Source organism: Mesorhizobium sp. LEGMi-168a (assembly GCF_058312955.1).
Map to the genome: position 1 here is coordinate 110,938 of NZ_JBZEGV010000012.1, position 16,437 is coordinate 127,374.

General features: G+C 64.0%; 18 protein-coding genes and 1 other RNA gene. 9 read left to right on the top strand and 10 right to left on the bottom strand.

The annotated features are described in order from the left end of the window. Entirely contained in the window at positions 1-969 is a 969-nt protein-coding gene (locus AC4FWB_RS17590) for a Dyp-type peroxidase (RefSeq protein ID WP_491027541.1), read from the bottom strand. A gap of 216 nt (positions 970-1,185) precedes the next feature. Between AC4FWB_RS17590 and AC4FWB_RS17595 the strand changes: the two genes are divergently transcribed. Beyond that, positions 1,186-5,205: an AsmA family protein gene (locus tag AC4FWB_RS17595; RefSeq protein ID WP_491027542.1), complete on the top strand. Its 4,020-nt coding sequence runs from the start codon at positions 1,186-1,188 to the stop codon at positions 5,203-5,205. Positions 5,206-5,252: 47 nt separating this feature from the next. On the opposite strand, the gene AC4FWB_RS17600 is transcribed toward AC4FWB_RS17595, so the two are convergent. After that, positions 5,253-5,684, bottom strand: a complete 432-nt coding sequence (locus AC4FWB_RS17600; RefSeq protein ID WP_491027543.1) for a MarR family winged helix-turn-helix transcriptional regulator — start codon at positions 5,682-5,684, stop codon at positions 5,253-5,255. A 173-nt stretch (positions 5,685-5,857) separates the two neighbouring features. Here AC4FWB_RS17600 and AC4FWB_RS17605 point away from each other — a divergent pair, with 173 nt between their 5' ends. Continuing rightward, positions 5,858-6,043, top strand: coding sequence for a CBS domain-containing protein (locus AC4FWB_RS17605; RefSeq protein ID WP_491027606.1), 186 nt, complete (start codon positions 5,858-5,860; stop codon positions 6,041-6,043). Between the two features lie 13 nt (positions 6,044-6,056). On the opposite strand, the gene AC4FWB_RS17610 is transcribed toward AC4FWB_RS17605, so the two are convergent. The 4 genes from AC4FWB_RS17610 to AC4FWB_RS17625 all read right to left on the bottom strand — a co-directional run bounded on the left by AC4FWB_RS17610 (position 6,057) and on the right by AC4FWB_RS17625 (position 7,836). Then, positions 6,057-6,281 carry a ribbon-helix-helix domain-containing protein gene (locus tag AC4FWB_RS17610; protein ID WP_491027544.1) on the bottom strand — a complete coding sequence of 75 codons (225 nt, stop codon included), beginning with the start codon at positions 6,279-6,281 and terminating at the stop codon, positions 6,057-6,059. Positions 6,282-6,290: 9 nt separating this feature from the next. Beyond that, a complete protein-coding gene (locus AC4FWB_RS17615; RefSeq protein WP_491027545.1) occupies positions 6,291-6,488 on the bottom strand; it encodes a DUF4169 family protein in 198 nt (65 codons plus the stop codon). Positions 6,489-6,496: 8 nt separating this feature from the next. Continuing rightward, positions 6,497-7,036, bottom strand: coding sequence for a ClpXP protease specificity-enhancing factor SspB (locus tag AC4FWB_RS17620; protein WP_491027546.1), 540 nt, complete (start codon positions 7,034-7,036; stop codon positions 6,497-6,499). Between the two features lie 116 nt (positions 7,037-7,152). Next, positions 7,153-7,836 carry a TetR/AcrR family transcriptional regulator gene (locus tag AC4FWB_RS17625; protein ID WP_491027547.1) on the bottom strand — a complete coding sequence of 228 codons (684 nt, stop codon included), beginning with the start codon at positions 7,834-7,836 and terminating at the stop codon, positions 7,153-7,155. 229 nt (positions 7,837-8,065) lie between these two features. Here AC4FWB_RS17625 and AC4FWB_RS17630 point away from each other — a divergent pair, with 229 nt between their 5' ends. Beyond that, positions 8,066-9,271 (top strand): multidrug effflux MFS transporter, encoded by a 1,206-nt coding sequence (locus AC4FWB_RS17630; protein WP_491027548.1) that lies wholly within the window; start codon positions 8,066-8,068, stop codon positions 9,269-9,271. A 45-nt stretch (positions 9,272-9,316) separates the two neighbouring features. Here the strand turns inward: AC4FWB_RS17630 and AC4FWB_RS17635 are convergent, their stop codons facing one another. Then, positions 9,317-9,874, bottom strand: a complete 558-nt coding sequence (locus tag AC4FWB_RS17635) for an AAA family ATPase (protein ID WP_491027549.1) — start codon at positions 9,872-9,874, stop codon at positions 9,317-9,319. Positions 9,875-9,976: 102 nt separating this feature from the next. Continuing rightward, positions 9,977-10,337, bottom strand: a transfer-messenger RNA (tmRNA) gene (gene ssrA, locus AC4FWB_RS17640). A 167-nt stretch (positions 10,338-10,504) separates the two neighbouring features. Here ssrA and AC4FWB_RS17645 point away from each other — a divergent pair. Both AC4FWB_RS17645 and AC4FWB_RS17650 read left to right on the top strand, forming a co-directional pair. Then, positions 10,505-10,816: a DUF2853 family protein gene (locus AC4FWB_RS17645; RefSeq protein ID WP_491027550.1), complete on the top strand. Its 312-nt coding sequence runs from the start codon at positions 10,505-10,507 to the stop codon at positions 10,814-10,816. Positions 10,817-11,119: 303 nt separating this feature from the next. Continuing rightward, positions 11,120-11,914, top strand: a complete 795-nt coding sequence (locus tag AC4FWB_RS17650; protein ID WP_491027551.1) for a thymidylate synthase — start codon at positions 11,120-11,122, stop codon at positions 11,912-11,914. Between the two features lie 261 nt (positions 11,915-12,175). Here the strand turns inward: AC4FWB_RS17650 and AC4FWB_RS17655 are convergent, their stop codons facing one another. After that, positions 12,176-12,385, bottom strand: coding sequence for a TOBE domain-containing protein (locus AC4FWB_RS17655; RefSeq protein ID WP_491027552.1), 210 nt, complete (start codon positions 12,383-12,385; stop codon positions 12,176-12,178). Between the two features lie 164 nt (positions 12,386-12,549). On the opposite strand from AC4FWB_RS17655, the gene modA reads away from it, so the two are divergent. From modA to AC4FWB_RS17675, 4 genes are all read left to right on the top strand, one after another. Further along, on the top strand, positions 12,550-13,344 hold the full coding sequence (gene modA, locus AC4FWB_RS17660) for a molybdate ABC transporter substrate-binding protein (protein ID WP_491027553.1): 795 nt from the start codon (positions 12,550-12,552) through the stop codon (positions 13,342-13,344). A gap of 19 nt (positions 13,345-13,363) precedes the next feature. Further along, a complete protein-coding gene (modB, locus tag AC4FWB_RS17665; protein WP_491027554.1) occupies positions 13,364-14,068 on the top strand; it encodes a molybdate ABC transporter permease subunit in 705 nt (234 codons plus the stop codon). Continuing rightward, entirely contained in the window at positions 14,065-15,177 is a 1,113-nt protein-coding gene (gene modC / locus AC4FWB_RS17670) for a molybdenum ABC transporter ATP-binding protein (protein WP_491027555.1), read from the top strand. Before modB ends, modC begins: the two co-directional genes overlap by 4 nt. A gap of 84 nt (positions 15,178-15,261) precedes the next feature. Continuing rightward, a complete protein-coding gene (locus AC4FWB_RS17675) occupies positions 15,262-15,603 on the top strand; it encodes a winged helix-turn-helix domain-containing protein (RefSeq protein ID WP_059185318.1) in 342 nt (113 codons plus the stop codon). Between the two features lie 16 nt (positions 15,604-15,619). Here AC4FWB_RS17675 and cobF read toward each other — a convergent pair whose 3' ends face one another. Further along, positions 15,620-16,393: a precorrin-6A synthase (deacetylating) gene (gene cobF / locus AC4FWB_RS17680; protein ID WP_491027556.1), complete on the bottom strand. Its 774-nt coding sequence runs from the start codon at positions 16,391-16,393 to the stop codon at positions 15,620-15,622. Positions 16,394-16,437 lie beyond the last annotated feature (44 nt).

The window sequence follows — 16,437 nt, forward strand, 5'->3', positions numbered from 1 at the left end:
CTATTCCGGCACCCCCTCGGCAAGCTTCTGCAGCATAGGCCGGGTCGGCGCGAAGAAGGTCGTGCCGGTGTGTGGCGTGGAGAAGTCGAGCAGCCGGTCGTAGGCGCCCGGCGGCTCGCCGACATACATGCGCTGCAGCATCTTTTCGATCACCCACAGATAGCGCGTGTAGCCGATAAAGTAGGTTCCGAACTCTTTCTGTCCCGGCCGGCCGAACGGCATGTTATCACGCAAAATGTCGTATTCGTTGCCGGCGTCGTCCTCGATGGTGGCCAGCGATTTGTGCGACTTGCGCGGCTTGTCGTCGTCATCGATCTCGATGTTGTCGATCTTGGTGCGGCCGATGATCTCTTCCTGGAGGTGCGTCGGCGTTTCCGCCCAGGCGCCGAGATCGTGCAGGTATTTCTGGACGACGACATAGCTGCCGCCGGCGAAGTCGGCATCCTCGTCGCCGACAAGGGCTGATGCGGGCAAATCGAGGCCGGTCGGATTGGCGGTGCCGTCGACAAAGCCGAGCAGGTCGCGCGCGTCGAAATAGCGGAAGCCGGTGACCTCGTCGACGACCGTGACGCTGCCGCCCAGGCTATCCAGCAGGATGCGCTCGAACTCGAAGCACATATCGGAGCGTTCAGCGCGGATATGGAAGAGGAGGTCGCCCGGCGTGGACGGCGCCGAATGGACCGGTCCCTTGACGGGTGCAAAGGCTTTCAGTTCGCGCGGTCGCCGGTCCAGGGAAAGACGTGCCCAGAGATCGGCGCCGATGCCGGCGATGCATGACAACCGGCCGGACAGGTCGCGGAAGCCGACATTCTTGACGAGATCGTCAAGCGCGCCCAGCACGGCGGCCACCTTGGAGAGGGCCGCCTTGTCATTGCCGACCGTGACGACGAGGAAAACCGCGGCGAGCGACAGCGGAGCATCGACGCTCTGTGCGTCGATCGGCACCCTGTCCCAGTTCTTGCCTGACATCGGGAATGCTCCACGTTCGCTGGTTGGTTCGGATGATCGCGGCCGGGGGCGTGGCCACCTGAGGCAGAGTGCAGTCCAAAAAGATATCGCGATCGCGAGCGGCCGCGCAACCGCAGACGCTGCCTCGATCGCCCGCCGACATCGGCGAATTGCCTCTTTATCGACACGCGGATGCGGGTAGAGTGCGGCTGACTTTAATCCTACGCTCTGGAGCAGATGCTCGCTCGCCTGTTCGTGATCTTCGGTGGACTGTTCGTGCTGGTGCTGTGCGCGGCGCTGGTGGTGCCGTATTTCATCGACTGGACCGGCTACCGCGCCGATTTCGAGCGCGAGGCGAGCACCATCCTCGGCCGCAAGGTGACGGTGAAAGGCGATGCGACCGCGCGGCTGCTGCCGTTCCCTTCGGTGACCTTCTCCAATGTCGAGGTCGCCGGCGGCCCTGGCGGCCAGCCGGCAATGACGATGGAGACCTTCTCCATGGATGCCGAGCTCGCACCTTTCCTGCGCGGTGAGTTGCTGATCTTCGACATGCGGCTGGTCCATCCGAAGGCAACCATCGACGTCGCCGGCGACGGCACGGTCGACTGGGCGATCCGGCCATCGACGCCCTTCGATCCGAACCAGATCGCGATCGAGAAGCTGACGGTGACCGAAGGGCAGATCGAATTGCGCCATGCCGCCGGCGGGCGCAGCCATTTTATCTCCGAAATCAACTCGACCGTTTCGGCCAAATCGCTCGCCGGCCCGTGGCGGATGGACGGCACGCTGCGCTTCGACGGATTGAGCACGGAAGTCTCCGCCTCCACCGGCAAGGTGGAGGCGGACGGCCAGATGCGGCTCAGGCTGAAGGCAGACCCGGATGCCTATCCGCTAGTGGTGGAGACCGACGGCAATGCCGGCATCGTCAAGGGTGCTGCGGTCTATTCCGGCCAGTTCAAGGTTTCGGCCTCCGACAAGAATGGCGCTGACAGGAACTCGGCGGAACTGCGGGGCATCGACGGCAAGCCTGCGAAGGTCAGCGCCGGCAAGTCCGATCCCGGCTTCCGGCTGAACGGCAAATTCGCGCTCGACCACCAGAAGCTCGGCGTCGACGAATTCCGTTTCGAGACAGGGCCGCTCGACAATCCCTATACCGCTGACGGCAAGGCATCGGTCGATCTCGGCCTCAAGCCGCATTTCTCGATCGAGGCGAGCGGCGCGCAGGTGCAGTTCGACGAGGCGGTGGGCGCATCCGCGGGCACCGGGCTGACGCTCGATCAGCGCATCGCGGCGTTCGAGCAGACGTTGCTGCACATGCCGAAGCCGACGATACCGGGCACAGTCGAAGTCAGGCTGCCGGCGGTGGTGGCGGGCGACACGACGGTGCGCGACGTGCGGCTCTCGGCGGAGCCGGTCGAGGGCGGCTGGTCGGTGAAATCGCTTGCCGCGACGCTGCCGGGCCGGGCGACACTCGAAGCCGACGGCATGCTGAGCGTCGAGGACCATTTCGGCTTCACCGGCTCCTTGCTGCTTGCCGTCGGACAGCCATCCGGTTTCGCCGCCTGGCTGTCGAAGGATGTCGACGACGCGATCCGCCGGCTGCCGGCGGCGGGTTTCAAGGCCAAGGTCGATCTCAGCGAGAACCGGCAGTCCTTCAGCGATCTCGAGCTGATCCTCGGCAAGGCGAAGTTTTCCGGCAGCATCGATTCCAGTCAGCCCGACGGCGCGAGGCCCTCGGTGCTGATGCGGCTCGAAGGCGGTGAGCTCGACGTCGACGGGCTGGCGGCCTTTGCCTCGATCTTCGTCAGCGACAAGGGCGCCAACCGCTTCTCCGACCGCGACCTCGATTTCCAGATCAAGGCGGGTCCGGTCAGCGCCGGCGGGCTGACGGCCGACACCGTAGATACGGCGTTGCGGCTGCGGCAGGGCCTGCTCGAGATCGATCGACTTTCGGTCGGCGGGCTTGCCGGCGCCTCGATAAGCGCCACCGGCCGCGTCAAGGACTTTCCGGAGAGCCCGACCGGCAAGCTCGACGCTTCGGTCGTGGGCGTGGATCTGAAGCCACTCATCGACGTCGCGGCGCAGCATTATCCGGACAATCAGCTTCTGAAGGGCCTGGCCACCCGTGCAGCCGCTTATCCCGAACTGTTCCAGGACGCGCGTATCGACCTGGTGACGAGTGCCGCCGACAATGGCGACGGCACCACCGGGCTCGCGCTTTCGGCGCAAGGCAAGGCCGGCGGCTCCGCCTTTTCGGCCTCGCTCTCGGGCAAGGGCACCGCGGACCGGCTTATCGATGCACCTATGTCGCTCACCTTCAACGCCAGGAACGAAAACGCCGCCACTCTGCTTGCGCTTTACGGCCTGCCGGCATTGCCGCTCGGCATGCTTGGACAGGCGACTACCGATCTCTCGGCAAAAGGCTCGCTCGGCGGCGGTCTGGCGACCAGTTTCAATCTCACGGCCGACGATTTCAGGGCGAGCTTTGACGGGACCGTCGCCGAGACGCAGCAGGGCGCGATCGCCAAGGGCAAGGTCAACCTCGACGCGGCCGATATCGAACCGTGGCTGATGACGACAGGCGTCGGGTTGCCGGGCATGGGCACCGGCACGTCGGCATCGCTTGCCGCCGACGCCGATTTCGGCAACGGGCTGCTGGTGCTGAGCGGGCTCGCCGGCGCGATCAACAAGGCCGCGGTGTCCGGCGACGTCAATGTCGACATGAAAGATGGGCTGCCGCATCTCGCCGGCGCGCTGGCGCTCGATGAGCTCGATCTCGAACCGTTGGCTGTGTCGCTGTTCGGCGATCAGTCTTTCCTCGCAGCGAAAGGCGGTGGCTGGCCGGCGTTGCCGTTCAGCCAGAAGTCGACCCTGCCGTTCAGCGCCGATCTCGACCTCAACGCGGCGGCGCTTGCCGCCGGACCGTTCGCCACCGCGCATGACGCGGCCCTGTCGCTGAAGCTCGACCGGGAAGGCATCCATGTCTCGGACCTCAAGGCCAAGCTCTATGGCGGCGCGCTGACCGGCCTGTTCGAGCTCAAGAACACGGAAGGCACGGGCCTGTTTTCAGGTCAGTTGAAGCTGGCGGGCAGCGATCTTTCCGCGGTGCTGCCTGGTTCGGGCGTCAGCGGCAGCGGCGATATTTCGGCGGCGCTGTCGACCAGCGGCAAGTCGGTCGACGCGATGATTGCCGCTCTGTCCGGGTCCGGCACCGCGGCGGTGAAAGGTTTGGATATCGCCGGCATCAATCCAGACGCCTTTGCCGCCATCATCGCCAGGGCCGACGCAATCGGGCGCGACATCGACGCTGCCAAGACCGCCGGCTTCGCGCCTGGGATCGCCGGGGAGGGCAGTTTCGCGGCGGGTGACAGCGATATTGCCTTCACCGTTGCCAATGGCACGCTGCGGGCGCCGCCGCTCAGCCTCGACAATCCGGCGGCGGTGCTGACGGCCGATGTGACCGCCGACGTCAACACAAGCACCGTCACGGCAAAGGGGGCGATCACTTATCGTCCCGGCGACGAGGCGCTGGTCGGCTCCGCGCCGGCTGTAAACTTCAGCCTCGCCGGCCCTGTCGGCGCGACGACGCGCCAGTTCGACAGCGAGCCGCTGGCCCAGTTCCTGACCCAGCGCGCGCTGGAGAAGGAACAGCAGCGGGTCGAGGCGATGCAGGCGGCACTGCTCGAGAAGCAGAGGCTGCGCCGCGAGGTGCGTTATTACGCGGCGCTTCAGACCGAGCGCGACCGCGCTGCCGAGGAATTGCGCCGGCAAGAGGAAGAAGCGCGGCAGAAAGCCGAAGCCGAGGCCAGGGCGAAAGCCGAGGCGGAGGCGCAGGCAAAGGCGGAAGCGGAAGCCAAGGCGGAAGAAGAGGCGAGGGCCAAGGCAGAGGCCGACGCCAAGGCCCAGGCCCAGGCCCAGGCCGAGGCGGATGCGCGCGCTAAAGCAGAGGCGGATGCCAGGGCCAAGGCTGAGGCCGACGCCAAGGCTCAAGCCGAGGCCGAGGCGCAGGCTGAAGCCGAAGCGAAGGCCAGGGCGGAGCAACAGGCGGCCGACAAGGCGGCCAAAGCGCGGGCCGAGGCGGAGCGCAGGAAGGCCGAGCAGGCGAAGCTGGAAGCCCAACGCAAGGCGGCTGAGCAGGCGCCAAAGGTCGACCGGTCGCTTCCCGGCGTCAACGACGGTTCCGCTTCAGAGCCGGCGAAACCAAAGACCAATCCGTTCACGATCGACAATCTCCTGAAGTCGCTGGACGGCGGCTGAGGCTCGTCCGGTCAGGACGCCGCGAGTTTGGCACTATGGGTCAGCACTCAAACCGGCTCCTGCCGCGAAAGCAGGCGCCGCAGCATAGGCTCGATCCGCGAAAGCTCGTCGAGGTGAGCGGCCGACAATTCGGCCAGGCGATCGTCAGCGAGTGGCGTAACCTGCAGCAGAACGCGCCGGTGGTCGGCCTTGTCCTGGTCCCTTGTGACCAATCCGGCCTCGGCGAGGCGGTTCACCAGTTCGACGGCGCTGTGGTGGCGGATGCGCAACCGCTCCGCCAGATCGCCGACCGCCACCGGCCCGCCGCCGGGGTAACCCTTGATCGCCAGCAGCGCCTGGTGCTGGCGCGGGGTCAAGCCCGCCTCGTTCGCCTGGAGCTGGCTGAATTCCAGAAAGCGGCGGATCAGGTAACGGAACTCGGACAGCCGCTGGTAATCGGCCTGGCTGATGGCGGGGCGGGATTTCTTCGGCTGCGTCATTCCACGACTTATGAGCCTTTCCCGCCAAAGCTCAACTCCTACGAAGGCTCAGGGCCTAAAGCGCATCGCGATCCTCCAGATTCGCTCGGTGCGCTTTAGGTCTTTGATTTTACGCATGTCTTTGTCCCGAAACCTATCCCGACGAATATCTGGAAGGACTGTCCGACAAGCTGCTGCTCGCCAACGTCTCGCATCTGCCGGTCGTCTCGCGCGAGGATGATCGGCTGGTCGGCTATATCGGCTGGAAAGATTTGATGCGGGTGCGGTCGAAAAAGCAGGCGGAGGAACGCGACCGCTCCGCCTTGCTTAGCTTCGGCGCCAGGCGGAAAGCTGAGCAAAGCGCCAGCGATCCTGCCTAGCTGGCTATTCGCTTCAGGCCGTCTTGCCGCGCTTTGCCCAGGCGAGCACGTAAAGTCTCAGCGCAGAGGAGAGATTTGCGTCTCGCGTCCGCGTCTCGTCGATCTCGGCGACGAGAGCCGCCAGCGACTGCGAGCGCTCCGCCGCGATCGAGAGGAGGTCATCGTAGAAGGGTTGCTCCAGGGAGAAACTGGTGCGGTGGCCGCGGATCGTCACCGAGCGTTTTTCGACTGCGGCCATCGGAGGTGCTCAGTGCCGGTCCGGATCGCCGGGCTTTTCGCGGCGATGGCCGTCCATGAATTTTTCGGTCCTGCCGGACGTCAGCCGGTCACGCTCGCGCTCGGCCTTGGAACGACCGTGGAATGCCCGGTTCTCGCCGGCCAGGCGTTCCTTCTCGATGCGCGCTTTCTGCTTGCGGGCCTGGCGGAGATTGACGACCTCGCCCATTTCCCGATTCACTTCTTGCGGAAAGCGTCGAGCGAAACGACGTCGGCGCTCTTGCCGCCACTGTCGGCGACAGCCGGCTTCTTCTCGGCCTCAGGGGACTTTTTCTTCGATTCCGGTTTCTTTTCGGCCACGACCGCAATCGGCTCCGGCGCCAGCGCCGGCGCGGCATCGTCATCTTCCGCCGCGCCTTCCGCCTTGACGTCGAATTCGAGTTCGAAATTCACCGAAGGATCGTAGAAACCGCGGACGGCGGAGAAGGGGATCTCGAGCTTTTCAGGCACGTCGGAGAAGGAGAGCCCCACCTCGAAACCGGCATCCGTGACCTTCAGATCCCAGTACTGGAACTGGATGACGATGGTCATCTGCTCCGGATAACGCTCGCGCAGCCGCGAGGAAATGCGCACGCCTGGCGCGCCGGTCAGGAAGGTGATGAAGAAATGGTGGTTACCCGGAAGGCCGGTGCGCGCGACTTCGGCCAGGACCTTGCGCATGACGCCGCGCAATGCCTCCTGGGCCAGAATGTCGTAGCGGATGTGGTCGTCGGCCATGTGACGGTCGGGTTCCGTTGAATCGTCCGCATAGCTGTAATCAAGCTTGAGCGCGGCGTAAACCGCATATAGGCGCCTAACGCTGAGGCCAAGAGGGGTGGCGGCGATTTGATGGCTCAGGCGTGGGCGAGGACGGCCTGCTTGACGGATGCGGCTTTCCGCGAGCCGAACGCGCGGAGAAAGGTGCGCACGCCGTTGGTGGCCGAGCGCAGGACCTCCTCCTCGGTGGGCGTGCCGCCGAGCATGAAGGTGATTTGAAGCTCGGCATTGACGAGAGCGAAGAACTGTCGCGCCGCCACGTCCGGATCGTCGATCGACAGGTGCCCGGCATAGGCAAGCCGCGCGAAGCGGGCGGCAAGCGCCGACCAGGTGCGGCCCGGCCCCTGTTCGCGCCATTCGGCAAAAAGCTCGGGATAGCGCTCGCCTTCGGCCTGGATCAGTTTGCGCAGGAAGCGGCCGTCGCGGTTGCAGATGCAGTTGCGGTTCATGCGCACGGCAAAAGCGACAAGATCGGATTCGAGATCGGCGGGCTGGTCGGGGAAGGTGGCGATGGTGGCGAAGATGCCGGCATTGCAGCGCTCCGTCAGGTCGCGCACGACGGCCATGAAGAGCTTTTCCTTGTCGCCGTGATGATTGTAGACCGTCTGGCGCGAAACGCCGGCCTCGGCCGCGATCAGGTCGATATTGGCGCCGGCGTAACCCTCCCGACAGAAAACCGAAGCGGCAGCCTCGACTACCGATATGCGCTTGGCCTCATGGCTGCGTGGCGGGAAAGTGTCAGGAGAAACGCCGGGCTTCATAAAAATCTATATAGCGGTGATTGACGAATTGGACAAGCCTGTCTAAATTTGTGGACACAACAAAGGCAAGTCCGCTCCCTGGGAGACGAATAAATTCGCTGTAGAGACGAGCAGGTTCGCTCTCAAGAGACGAAGGAATTCGCTCTCGGATGTCGGATTTCCGCAGGATGGAACGTCCTTGGGTAGACGCCGGACCACGGCGGCAACCAGATCCGAAAGAAGCCCTATCATGAGTCCCAAATTCCTCCGCATCGCGGTCGTGCTCGGCTTGTTGTCCGCAATCGGCCCGTTCGCCATCGATATGTATCTTCCCGCGCTGCCTTCGATCGGTCAGGATCTCAATGCCGGCACCGCCGCCGTGCAGATGAGCCTCTTGATCTTCTTCCTATCGATGGGCTTCGGCCAGATCGTCGTCGGCCCGATCTCCGACATGGTCGGGCGCAAGCTGCCGCTTTATGCCGGCCTCGGGCTGTTCATGGTCGGCGGCGTCGGTTCGGCCATGGCGCCCAATATCGAGTGGCTGATCGCCTTCCGCTTCCTGCAGGGGCTCGGCGCCAGCGCGGGCATGGCCATTCCGCGCGCTATCGTGCGCGACCTGCACACCGGCAACGAGGCCGCCAAGCTGATGTCGCTTCTGATGCTGGTGTTCTCGGTGTCGCCGATCCTTGCGCCGCTCACCGGCAGCCAGATCATCGAGAGCTTTGGCTGGCGCGCCGTGTTCTGGACGGTGACGGGCGCCGCGGCTTTAGCCACCATCCTGCTCGCCACCTCGCTGAAAGAGACGCGGTCGGTGGAGGAGCGCGCCAACTCGTCCTTCGGCACGGCGCTGGCCGGCTACCGCTACCTCATGGGCGATCGCAACTTCCTCGGCCTGACGGCGATCGCCGGCTTCGGCATTGCGAGCTTCTTCGTCTATCTGTCGAGCTCGTCCTTCATCCTGATCGACCATTATGGCCTGTCGCCGTCCGTCTACAGCGTGTTCTTCTCGATCAATGCGGTCGCCTTCATCGGCATGTCGCAGTTGACCGGAATGCTGGCGGATCGTTTTGGTTTGAAGCGTGTCGTCTGGGTGGCGGTCACCGGCTACGCCACGGTGATGGTGGCGCTGTTCGCAATCATGGCCTCGGGCGTCGACCGGCTCGACGTGATGGCGGCGCTGCTCTTCGTCGGCTACGGCTTCCTAGGCCTGGTCATCCCGACCACGTCGGTGCTGGCCATGGAAGAGCATGGCGAGATCGCCGGCACCGCTTCGGCGCTGATGGGCACGCTGCATTTCGCCATCGGCGCGCTGGCGATGGGCGTCGCCGGCATCTTCTTCGATGGCACACCGCTGCCGATGGTTGCCGGCATCACGCTTTGCGCGGTGATTTCGTTCACGCTGGCCAAGGTCACGCTCGGCCGTGCGCGGGAAGCGGTGGAAGCGCCCGCGGAATAAGGACCCGCAAAAGGATCGGGAAAGGCCGGGCAAGCCCGGCCTTTTTCATGCCCGCGTCAGGCCGGCTGCATCGAGGACGAAGCGCACACGCTCCTCGACCGGCGCAAGCGGCAAGGTCACCAGTTCGTAGCCGAGTTCGGCATAGGCGCTGGCCACCGATTGGAAGGTACGCTCGGCTTCGTCGAGTGTCTGCCTGCGCTCTTCGTCCTGCGTGAAGATCTCCGCCCAGGGCGGAGCGATGAAGACGCGGCGCGCATAGCGGAATTTGGTTGCGGTGCTTTTTATGTGATCGGGCACCGGCAGGCCGCAGAGCCTGAGATAGCCGATCGTGTCGGGCACGCCGCGGTCGAAGAAGACGGGACCGGGCTCGGCATGCGCCGCATGCCAGGAGCGCAGCTCCCAGGACAGCATCAGCTCGGCAAAAAGCGCCCGGTCCCGCCAGGGAAGGGCCGGGCCGCCGATCGCCATCTGATCGCGGATGATGCCGCGTCCCGCCTCCGGCGCCGTCGCGAAGCCTGCTGCTTTCAGCGCTTCGATCAGCGTGGTCTTGCCGGAGCCGGGACCACCGGTCAGCACGAAGAATCGGCCGGAATCGTTTTGCATGATTTGCCCATGGATGACGGGCGGCGAGAGCACGGCGGCGCATCTGCGCCGGACGAGCCTTGGCCGTTCGGTTGAATTGGGAATGGAGCAAAGAGGGGAGAAGGTGGAGGTTTCTGTTGCCAGGTACCTCCGAACCCCGCCTAGAAGTGCGAACCTCTAGGGCTTGATTTGAAGCGTTCGCACTGCATTAAGCAGCGAGACGAGCTTCCGCATAGTTGTCGTTGGCAACTATAAGTTTAGCCCGATGACGGTGGTACAATGCCGGGCAAAAGTACGATCTTTACACCTTCGTCGATCCTATTTCGCCCCCAGCAAAAGCCGCTCCGTCATCCAGAGCGGTTTTTGGTGGAGGCGCCGGGTACCGCCCCCGGGTCCGAACGGCTTATTTCATCGCCTGTTTATCGCCATAGTCGGTCAAGCCGACGAAGCGAATATAGGGACCGATCATGGAAAATGAAAGGCCAAACCGGCACTTGTCCCTTGCGCCAAACTCGACAGCCGAGGGTTGACTCGCGCGCTTAGTCAATCGAAGCTCCGCCGGCGGTGAGGAATCTCTGACCTAGCGCAAGGTTGCGCGGCGCGCCACAAACCTCATCGAGCGGAGTCGTGGCGCCGACGAGGGGAAGTTTGATGGCCGACTATCTTGCGGATGTGAAGAAATACGATGCCGGCGCCAGCGCCGACGCGGTCGAGAAGATCGTCAAGCATCTGGGCATCGCGCTCAGGAACCGCGATTCCTCGCTGGTGTCCTGCACGGACCCGAAGGAGCTCGAGCGCGTCCGGGAGAACTGGGCGGCCAAGAAGCTCGGCGTCGCCGACGCCAAAAAGGCCGATACCTCGATCGAGAAAGTCTGCAAGGCGATGGCCGCCGACAACACCAAGAGCCGCGTGACCTTCTACTATCTGGTGGCGAAGGATCTGGGCAAACTCGGCTCCCTCTGAGAGACTTTTTGATAATTCTACTCCGGCGGCCGACTAGCGCGGTTTTCTGCGCTTCCGGCCTTCGCCGGCCGAAGCACTCATGAGTCGCAGTGCAGTTAAGGCTACGGCCGGCGTAGGCCGGTGCTCACGTACTTTAAGTACGCTCTGCTCCGGTTTCTCGAAAACCACGCTATTCGACCCGCCAGAGCGAATTCTGAAAAGGTCTCCGCTCTCCTACCAAGAAGAGGAAAAGACTTCAGACAAGCGTGGCGGCGGCGCGTGCATGCGTTATCATTGGGCAGATCCCGAATCGAGGCAGAGCCGATGCGCCAATATCTCGACCTGTTGAAGCATGTGCTGGAGAACGGCGCCGACCGCGGCGACCGCACCGGCACCGGCACGCGCTCGGTGTTCGGCTACCAGATGCGCTTCGACCTTTCGCGCGGCTTCCCTGTCACCACCACCAAGAAGCTGCATCTGAAGTCGATCATCCACGAGCTTCTGTGGTTCCTGGCCGGCGACACCAACATCAAATATCTCAACGACAACGGCGTCACCATCTGGGACGAATGGGCCGACGAGAACGGCGATCTCGGCCCTGTCTACGGCAAGCAATGGCGTTCATGGCCGGATGGGCATGGCGGCGAGATCGATCAGATCGCGGGTCTTCTCAAGGAGATACGCAAGAATCCCAATTCGCGCCGGCTGATCGTGTCGGCCTGGAACCCGGCAGAAGTGGAAGCGATGGCGCTGCCGCCCTGCCACTGCCTGTTCCAGTTCTACGTCTCGGAAGGCCGGCTCTCCTGCCAGCTCTACCAGCGCTCGGCCGATATCTTCCTCGGCGTGCCGTTCAACATCGCCTCCTACGCTCTGCTGACCATGATGGTGGCGCAGGTGACCGGGCTGAAGCCCGGTGACTTCGTGCACACGCTTGGCGACGCGCATCTTTATTCGAACCATTTCGAGCAGGCGCGCGAGCAGATGCGGCGCACGCCGAAGGCGTTGCCGACGATGTGGATCAATCCGGAGGTGAAGGATCTTTTCGCCTTCCGCTTCGAGGATTTCCGCCTCGAGAACTATTTTGCGGATGCCAGCATCAAGGCGCCGATCGCCGTCTGAGGTGTGTTGATATTCAGGTGATGCCGGCCTGCAAACGGCGGCTTCCTGCGCTTCCGGCCTTCGCCGGCCGAAGCACTTATGAGCGGCGGGGCAGTTAAACTGAGGCTACGGCCGGCGTAGGCCGGTGCTCACGTACTTAAAGTACGCTCCGCTCCGGTTCTCGGAATCCACACAGTTTGGTCGCTTCGCGCCCGTCTTCGACTCCGACTTGGCCTGACCTGAATCTCAACACACCTCTGGCGCCACACTTGGACTGCGGAGTCAATCGACGCCGACCATGACGTCGGAGGCCTTGATCACGGCATAGGCCTGCTTGCCTTTTTCCAGCTTAAGATCGGCAACCGCTTCATTGGTGATCGAAGCGGTAACGATGACGCCGCCGCCGATGTCGATCCTGACATGCGAGGTGGTCGCTCCCTTCACGATGTCCGTGACCTTACCCTTGAGACTATTGCGGGCGCTGATCTTCATCTGCCTCTTCCTGGCCTTCGCTGTATAGGATGGGCTTCATCGTAGGCTGGGAAGACCCCGCCATACAATGGTGCTGAAGGTAAAAAGCCTTCCCTTGTTATGTTCATGCGGATATATCGATCAGAGGCATTGGGCCGAACGCATTTCAAACAGGGAGAGGTTTCATGACGGGCAAGGGCTTTGGGTTCAAGGCGATCGCCGTCGGCGGTCTGACGGCGCTGTTGATGGCGGCGGTACCTGCGGCTCACGCCGACGACAAGGTGATCGTGTTCGCCGCGGCGAGCCTCAAGGACGCGCTCGATGCGGTCAACAAGGCCTGCGAGCCCGAAGTCGGCGAAGCGGCGATCATTTCCTACGCGGCAAGCTCGGCGCTGGCCAAGCAGATCGAGGGCGGCGCGCCGGCCGATGTCTTCGTCTCGGCCGACCTCGACTGGATGAAATATGTCTCCGACAAGAAGCTGACCAAGCCGGACACCGAAGTGAAGCTGCTCGGCAACCAGATCGTGCTGGTGGCGCCGAAGGATTCCACGGTCGAGGCCAAGGTCGAAAAAGGCTTCGACCTCGCCAAGCTCGTCGGCGACGGCAGGCTCGCCATCGGCGATGTCAAGGCGGTGCCGGCCGGCAAATACGGCAAGGCGGCGCTGGAATCGCTAGGTGTCTGGTCCTCGGTCGAAGGCAAGGTCGCGCAGGCCGAGAACGTCCGCGCCGCGCTGAAGCTGGTGTCGACGGGCGAGGCCGCGCTCGGCATCGTCTACGCCACCGACGCGCATGCCGAGAAGGGTGTGAAGATTGTCGGAACCTTCCCCGAGGATTCGCATCCGCCAATCATCTACCCGATTGCCCAGACGGCGGATTCGAAGGACAAGGATACGGCTGCCTTCCTGAAGTGCGTCGAGTCGGCCAAGGCCGCGGCGCTCTTCAAGGAACAGGGTTTTACGGTGCTCGCGCCGAGCAACTGAGAAAGACCTTACACCGCATATGAATTGGCTGCTGGACCTCACTCCCGATGAATGGAATGCGGTCCGGCTGTCGATCAAGGTGGCGATGGTGGCGATGCTCGTGAGCTTGCCGCCCGGTATCTTGATCGCGCTCCTGCTCGCGCGTGGCCGCTTCTGGGGCAAGACCCTGCTCAACGGCCTGGTGCATCTGCCGCTGATCCTGCCGCCGGTGGTGACCGGCTATCTGCTCTTGCTCACCTTCGGCCGGCGCGGGCCGGCCGGCGCCTTTCTTGCCGAACATTTCGGCATCGTCTTTTCGTTCCGCTGGACGGGTGCGGCGCTCGCATGCGGTGTCATGGGTTTTCCGCTGATGGTGCGGGCAATAAGGCTGTCGATCGAGGCCGTCGACCGCAAGATGGAGGCCGCCGCCGGCACGCTCGGCGCCAATCCGCTCTGGGTGTTTGGCACCATCACACTGCCGCTGATCCTGCCCGGCCTGATCGCGGGGGCGATCCTCTCCTTCGCCAAGGCGATGGGCGAGTTCGGCGCCACCATCACCTTCGTCTCCAACATCCCCAATGAGACGCAGACGCTGCCCTCGGCGATCTACACCTTCACCCAGGTACCGGGCGGCGACGAGGGGGCGCTGAGACTGACGCTGATCTCGGTCGTCATTTCCATGGTCGCGCTGGTGGCCTCGGAGGTCCTGGCGCGGCGGGTCGGCCGGCGGATGGACATCGAATGACGCTCTCGGTCGACATCAGCCATCGCCTCGGCGATTTCGCCGTCGAAGCGAATTTCGAGAGCGCCGGCCGGCTGACGGCGCTGTTCGGGCCGTCGGGCTCCGGCAAGTCGACACTGATCAACTTGATCGCGGGGCTGATCCGGCCGCAGAAGGGGCGCATCGCCGTCGATGGCCGCGTGCTGGTCGACACCGCCGCCGGCAGCTTCGTGCCGATGCATAAGCGGCGGATCGGCATGGTTTTCCAGGATGCTCGACTCTTCCCGCATATGAGCGTTGCCGGCAATTTGCGCTATGGCCGCTGGTTCACCCCGTCTTCCGAGCGCTATGCCAATATGGATGCGGTGGTCGACCTGCTCGGCATCGGCCACCTGCTCGATCGGCGCCCGGCGAAACTGTCCGGTGGCGAAAAGCAGCGCGTGGCGATTGGCCGTGCCCTGCTTGCCAGCCCGAAACTCTTGCTGATGGACGAGCCGCTCGCCTCGCTCGACGAGGCACGCAAGGCCGAGATCCTGCCCTATATCGAGCGGCTGCGCGACGAGACGAAGATCCCGATCGCCTATGTCAGCCATTCGATCGCCGAGGTGGCGCGGCTGGCGAGCGACGTGGTGGTGCTGTCGCAAGGCAAGGTCGCGGCTTTCGGTCAGACCGATGCGATCATGCAGCGGCTGGATCTCTTGCCGGCGGAAGAGCGCGGCGAGGGCGGCGCGGTGCTGGACACCAGGGTGCTGCGTCACGACGAGGCTTTCGGCATGACGGTGCTCGGCTCGCCGGCCGGCGAGATCCGCATACCGCGCATTGCTCGGCCGGCCGGAGCTCCGGTGCGGCTCCGCATCCGGGCCCGCGACGTGATGATCGCGACCGAGCAGCCGGCGGGCTTCAGCGCGCTCAACATACTGGCAGGGACGATCGCCGCGGTCAGGCCGGGCATAGGGCCAACTGTGGAAATCGCCATCGATTGCAATGGCGCGACCGTGCTGGCGCGCATCACCGAACTGTCGAAACAAAGCCTGCGCCTTGCGCTCGGCCGCAAGGTCTTCGCGGTGATCAAGACGGTCAGCTTCGACGCTACGACGACGGGTCCGGGGTTGCCGATCGAGGCCGATGGATAATGAAGAACATACCGCTATGTTCAATTGGAATAGCGATTTGGCTGCAAAAGGGTTAGTCTGGGGCGTGACTGCAAAGGATAAGAGATGCCATCGCTGAGCCTGCGGATAAATCTCGACCCCGAGGGGCGTATAGGTCCCGGCAAGATCGAGCTTCTCGAGCAGATCGCCGCCTTCGGCTCGATCTCGGCCGCGGCGCGCGGTATGGAGATGTCCTACAAGCATGCCTGGGACCTCGTCGAGGACATGAACCGCGTGTTCGGCAAGCCGCTGGTCGCGGCGCAGACCGGCGGCAGGAAAGGTGGTGGCGCGCAATTGACCGCGGTCGGCCTCGCCGTCGTCAGCCGCTTCCGGGCCATAGAACGCGCCGCCGCCTCAGCTGCCGCTGTCCACATGCAGGCCCTACAGGCGGAGATCGACGCAGGCTGAGTGCCGATCCGCTGACCTATTCCTCCGGCTCGCCGGGCTTGCGCAGCAGATAGGTATCCATGATCCAGCCCTTTTTCCGCCGGGCTTCCTCGCGGACCTTCTCGATCTCGGCGCCGACATCGCCGAGTCGGCCGGAGACAATGATTTCGTCCGGCGTGCCGAGATAGGCGCCCCACTGGATGAAGACATCCCTGTCGGCCAGCGTGTTGAAGGCGCATTTGCCGTCGAGCATGACCACCGTCGAGCCGGCATTGGCGGGCAGGCCTTCCTCGGTGAGGCGGCGGCCGGTGGTGACGAGGATCGAATCGCCGATGCGGTTGAGCGCGGTCGTGTGGCTCGCGGCAAGCGCCTGGATGGCGGTGATGCCTGGAATGACCTCCAGCTCGAAACCGACATTGCCCCGTTGGCGCACGCGCTCGAGGATGCGCAGCGCACTGTCATAAAGCGAAGGGTCACCCCAGATCAGAAAGGCGCCGCAGCCGTCTTCGGCGAGCTCGTCGCGGATCAGCCCCTCATAAATTTCGGCAATAGCCTCGTGCCAGTCGTCGACCGTCACGCGATAGGACGATGTGGGTTCGGCCCGCACCGGCACATCGAACTCGACCCGGCGCGATTTCAGGTTGGTGACGAAGCGGTCGCAGATCTGTCGGCGGAGCTCCGCGAGGTCGCTCTTGCTCACGCCCTTGTCGGGAATGAACAGCACGTCGGCGCGGTTCAGGCCGTTGATGGCCTGAATGGTCATGTGTTCGGGATTGCCGGCACCGATGCCGATGACGAGAAGCTTGCGCATGGGCGCTTCTCCTGCCCGATCGGGCAGCCGGTGTCCAGACAGGC

What these genes read in the sequence shown, in the direction of transcription:
- AC4FWB_RS17590 (WP_491027541.1), bottom strand. Translation starts at nt 969, where the DNA reads ATGTCAGGCAAGAACTGGGACAGGGTGCCGATCGACGCACAGAGCGTC.
- AC4FWB_RS17595 (WP_491027542.1), top strand. Translation starts at nt 1,186, where the DNA reads ATGCTCGCTCGCCTGTTCGTGATCTTCGGTGGACTGTTCGTGCTGGTG.
- AC4FWB_RS17600 (WP_491027543.1), bottom strand. Translation starts at nt 5,684, where the DNA reads ATGACGCAGCCGAAGAAATCCCGCCCCGCCATCAGCCAGGCCGATTAC.
- AC4FWB_RS17610 (WP_491027544.1), bottom strand. Translation starts at nt 6,281, where the DNA reads ATGGCCGCAGTCGAAAAACGCTCGGTGACGATCCGCGGCCACCGCACC.
- AC4FWB_RS17615 (WP_491027545.1), bottom strand. Translation starts at nt 6,488, where the DNA reads ATGGGCGAGGTCGTCAATCTCCGCCAGGCCCGCAAGCAGAAAGCGCGC.
- AC4FWB_RS17620 (WP_491027546.1), bottom strand. Translation starts at nt 7,036, where the DNA reads ATGGCCGACGACCACATCCGCTACGACATTCTGGCCCAGGAGGCATTG.
- AC4FWB_RS17625 (WP_491027547.1), bottom strand. Translation starts at nt 7,836, where the DNA reads ATGAAGCCCGGCGTTTCTCCTGACACTTTCCCGCCACGCAGCCATGAG.
- AC4FWB_RS17630 (WP_491027548.1), top strand. Translation starts at nt 8,066, where the DNA reads ATGAGTCCCAAATTCCTCCGCATCGCGGTCGTGCTCGGCTTGTTGTCC.
- AC4FWB_RS17635 (WP_491027549.1), bottom strand. Translation starts at nt 9,874, where the DNA reads ATGCAAAACGATTCCGGCCGATTCTTCGTGCTGACCGGTGGTCCCGGC.
- AC4FWB_RS17645 (WP_491027550.1), top strand. Translation starts at nt 10,505, where the DNA reads ATGGCCGACTATCTTGCGGATGTGAAGAAATACGATGCCGGCGCCAGC.
- AC4FWB_RS17650 (WP_491027551.1), top strand. Translation starts at nt 11,120, where the DNA reads ATGCGCCAATATCTCGACCTGTTGAAGCATGTGCTGGAGAACGGCGCC.
- AC4FWB_RS17655 (WP_491027552.1), bottom strand. Translation starts at nt 12,385, where the DNA reads ATGAAGATCAGCGCCCGCAATAGTCTCAAGGGTAAGGTCACGGACATC.
- modA (WP_491027553.1), top strand. Translation starts at nt 12,550, where the DNA reads ATGACGGGCAAGGGCTTTGGGTTCAAGGCGATCGCCGTCGGCGGTCTG.
- modB (WP_491027554.1), top strand. Translation starts at nt 13,364, where the DNA reads ATGAATTGGCTGCTGGACCTCACTCCCGATGAATGGAATGCGGTCCGG.
- modC (WP_491027555.1), top strand. Translation starts at nt 14,065, where the DNA reads ATGACGCTCTCGGTCGACATCAGCCATCGCCTCGGCGATTTCGCCGTC.
- AC4FWB_RS17675 (WP_059185318.1), top strand. Translation starts at nt 15,262, where the DNA reads ATGCCATCGCTGAGCCTGCGGATAAATCTCGACCCCGAGGGGCGTATA.
- cobF (WP_491027556.1), bottom strand. Translation starts at nt 16,393, where the DNA reads ATGCGCAAGCTTCTCGTCATCGGCATCGGTGCCGGCAATCCCGAACAC.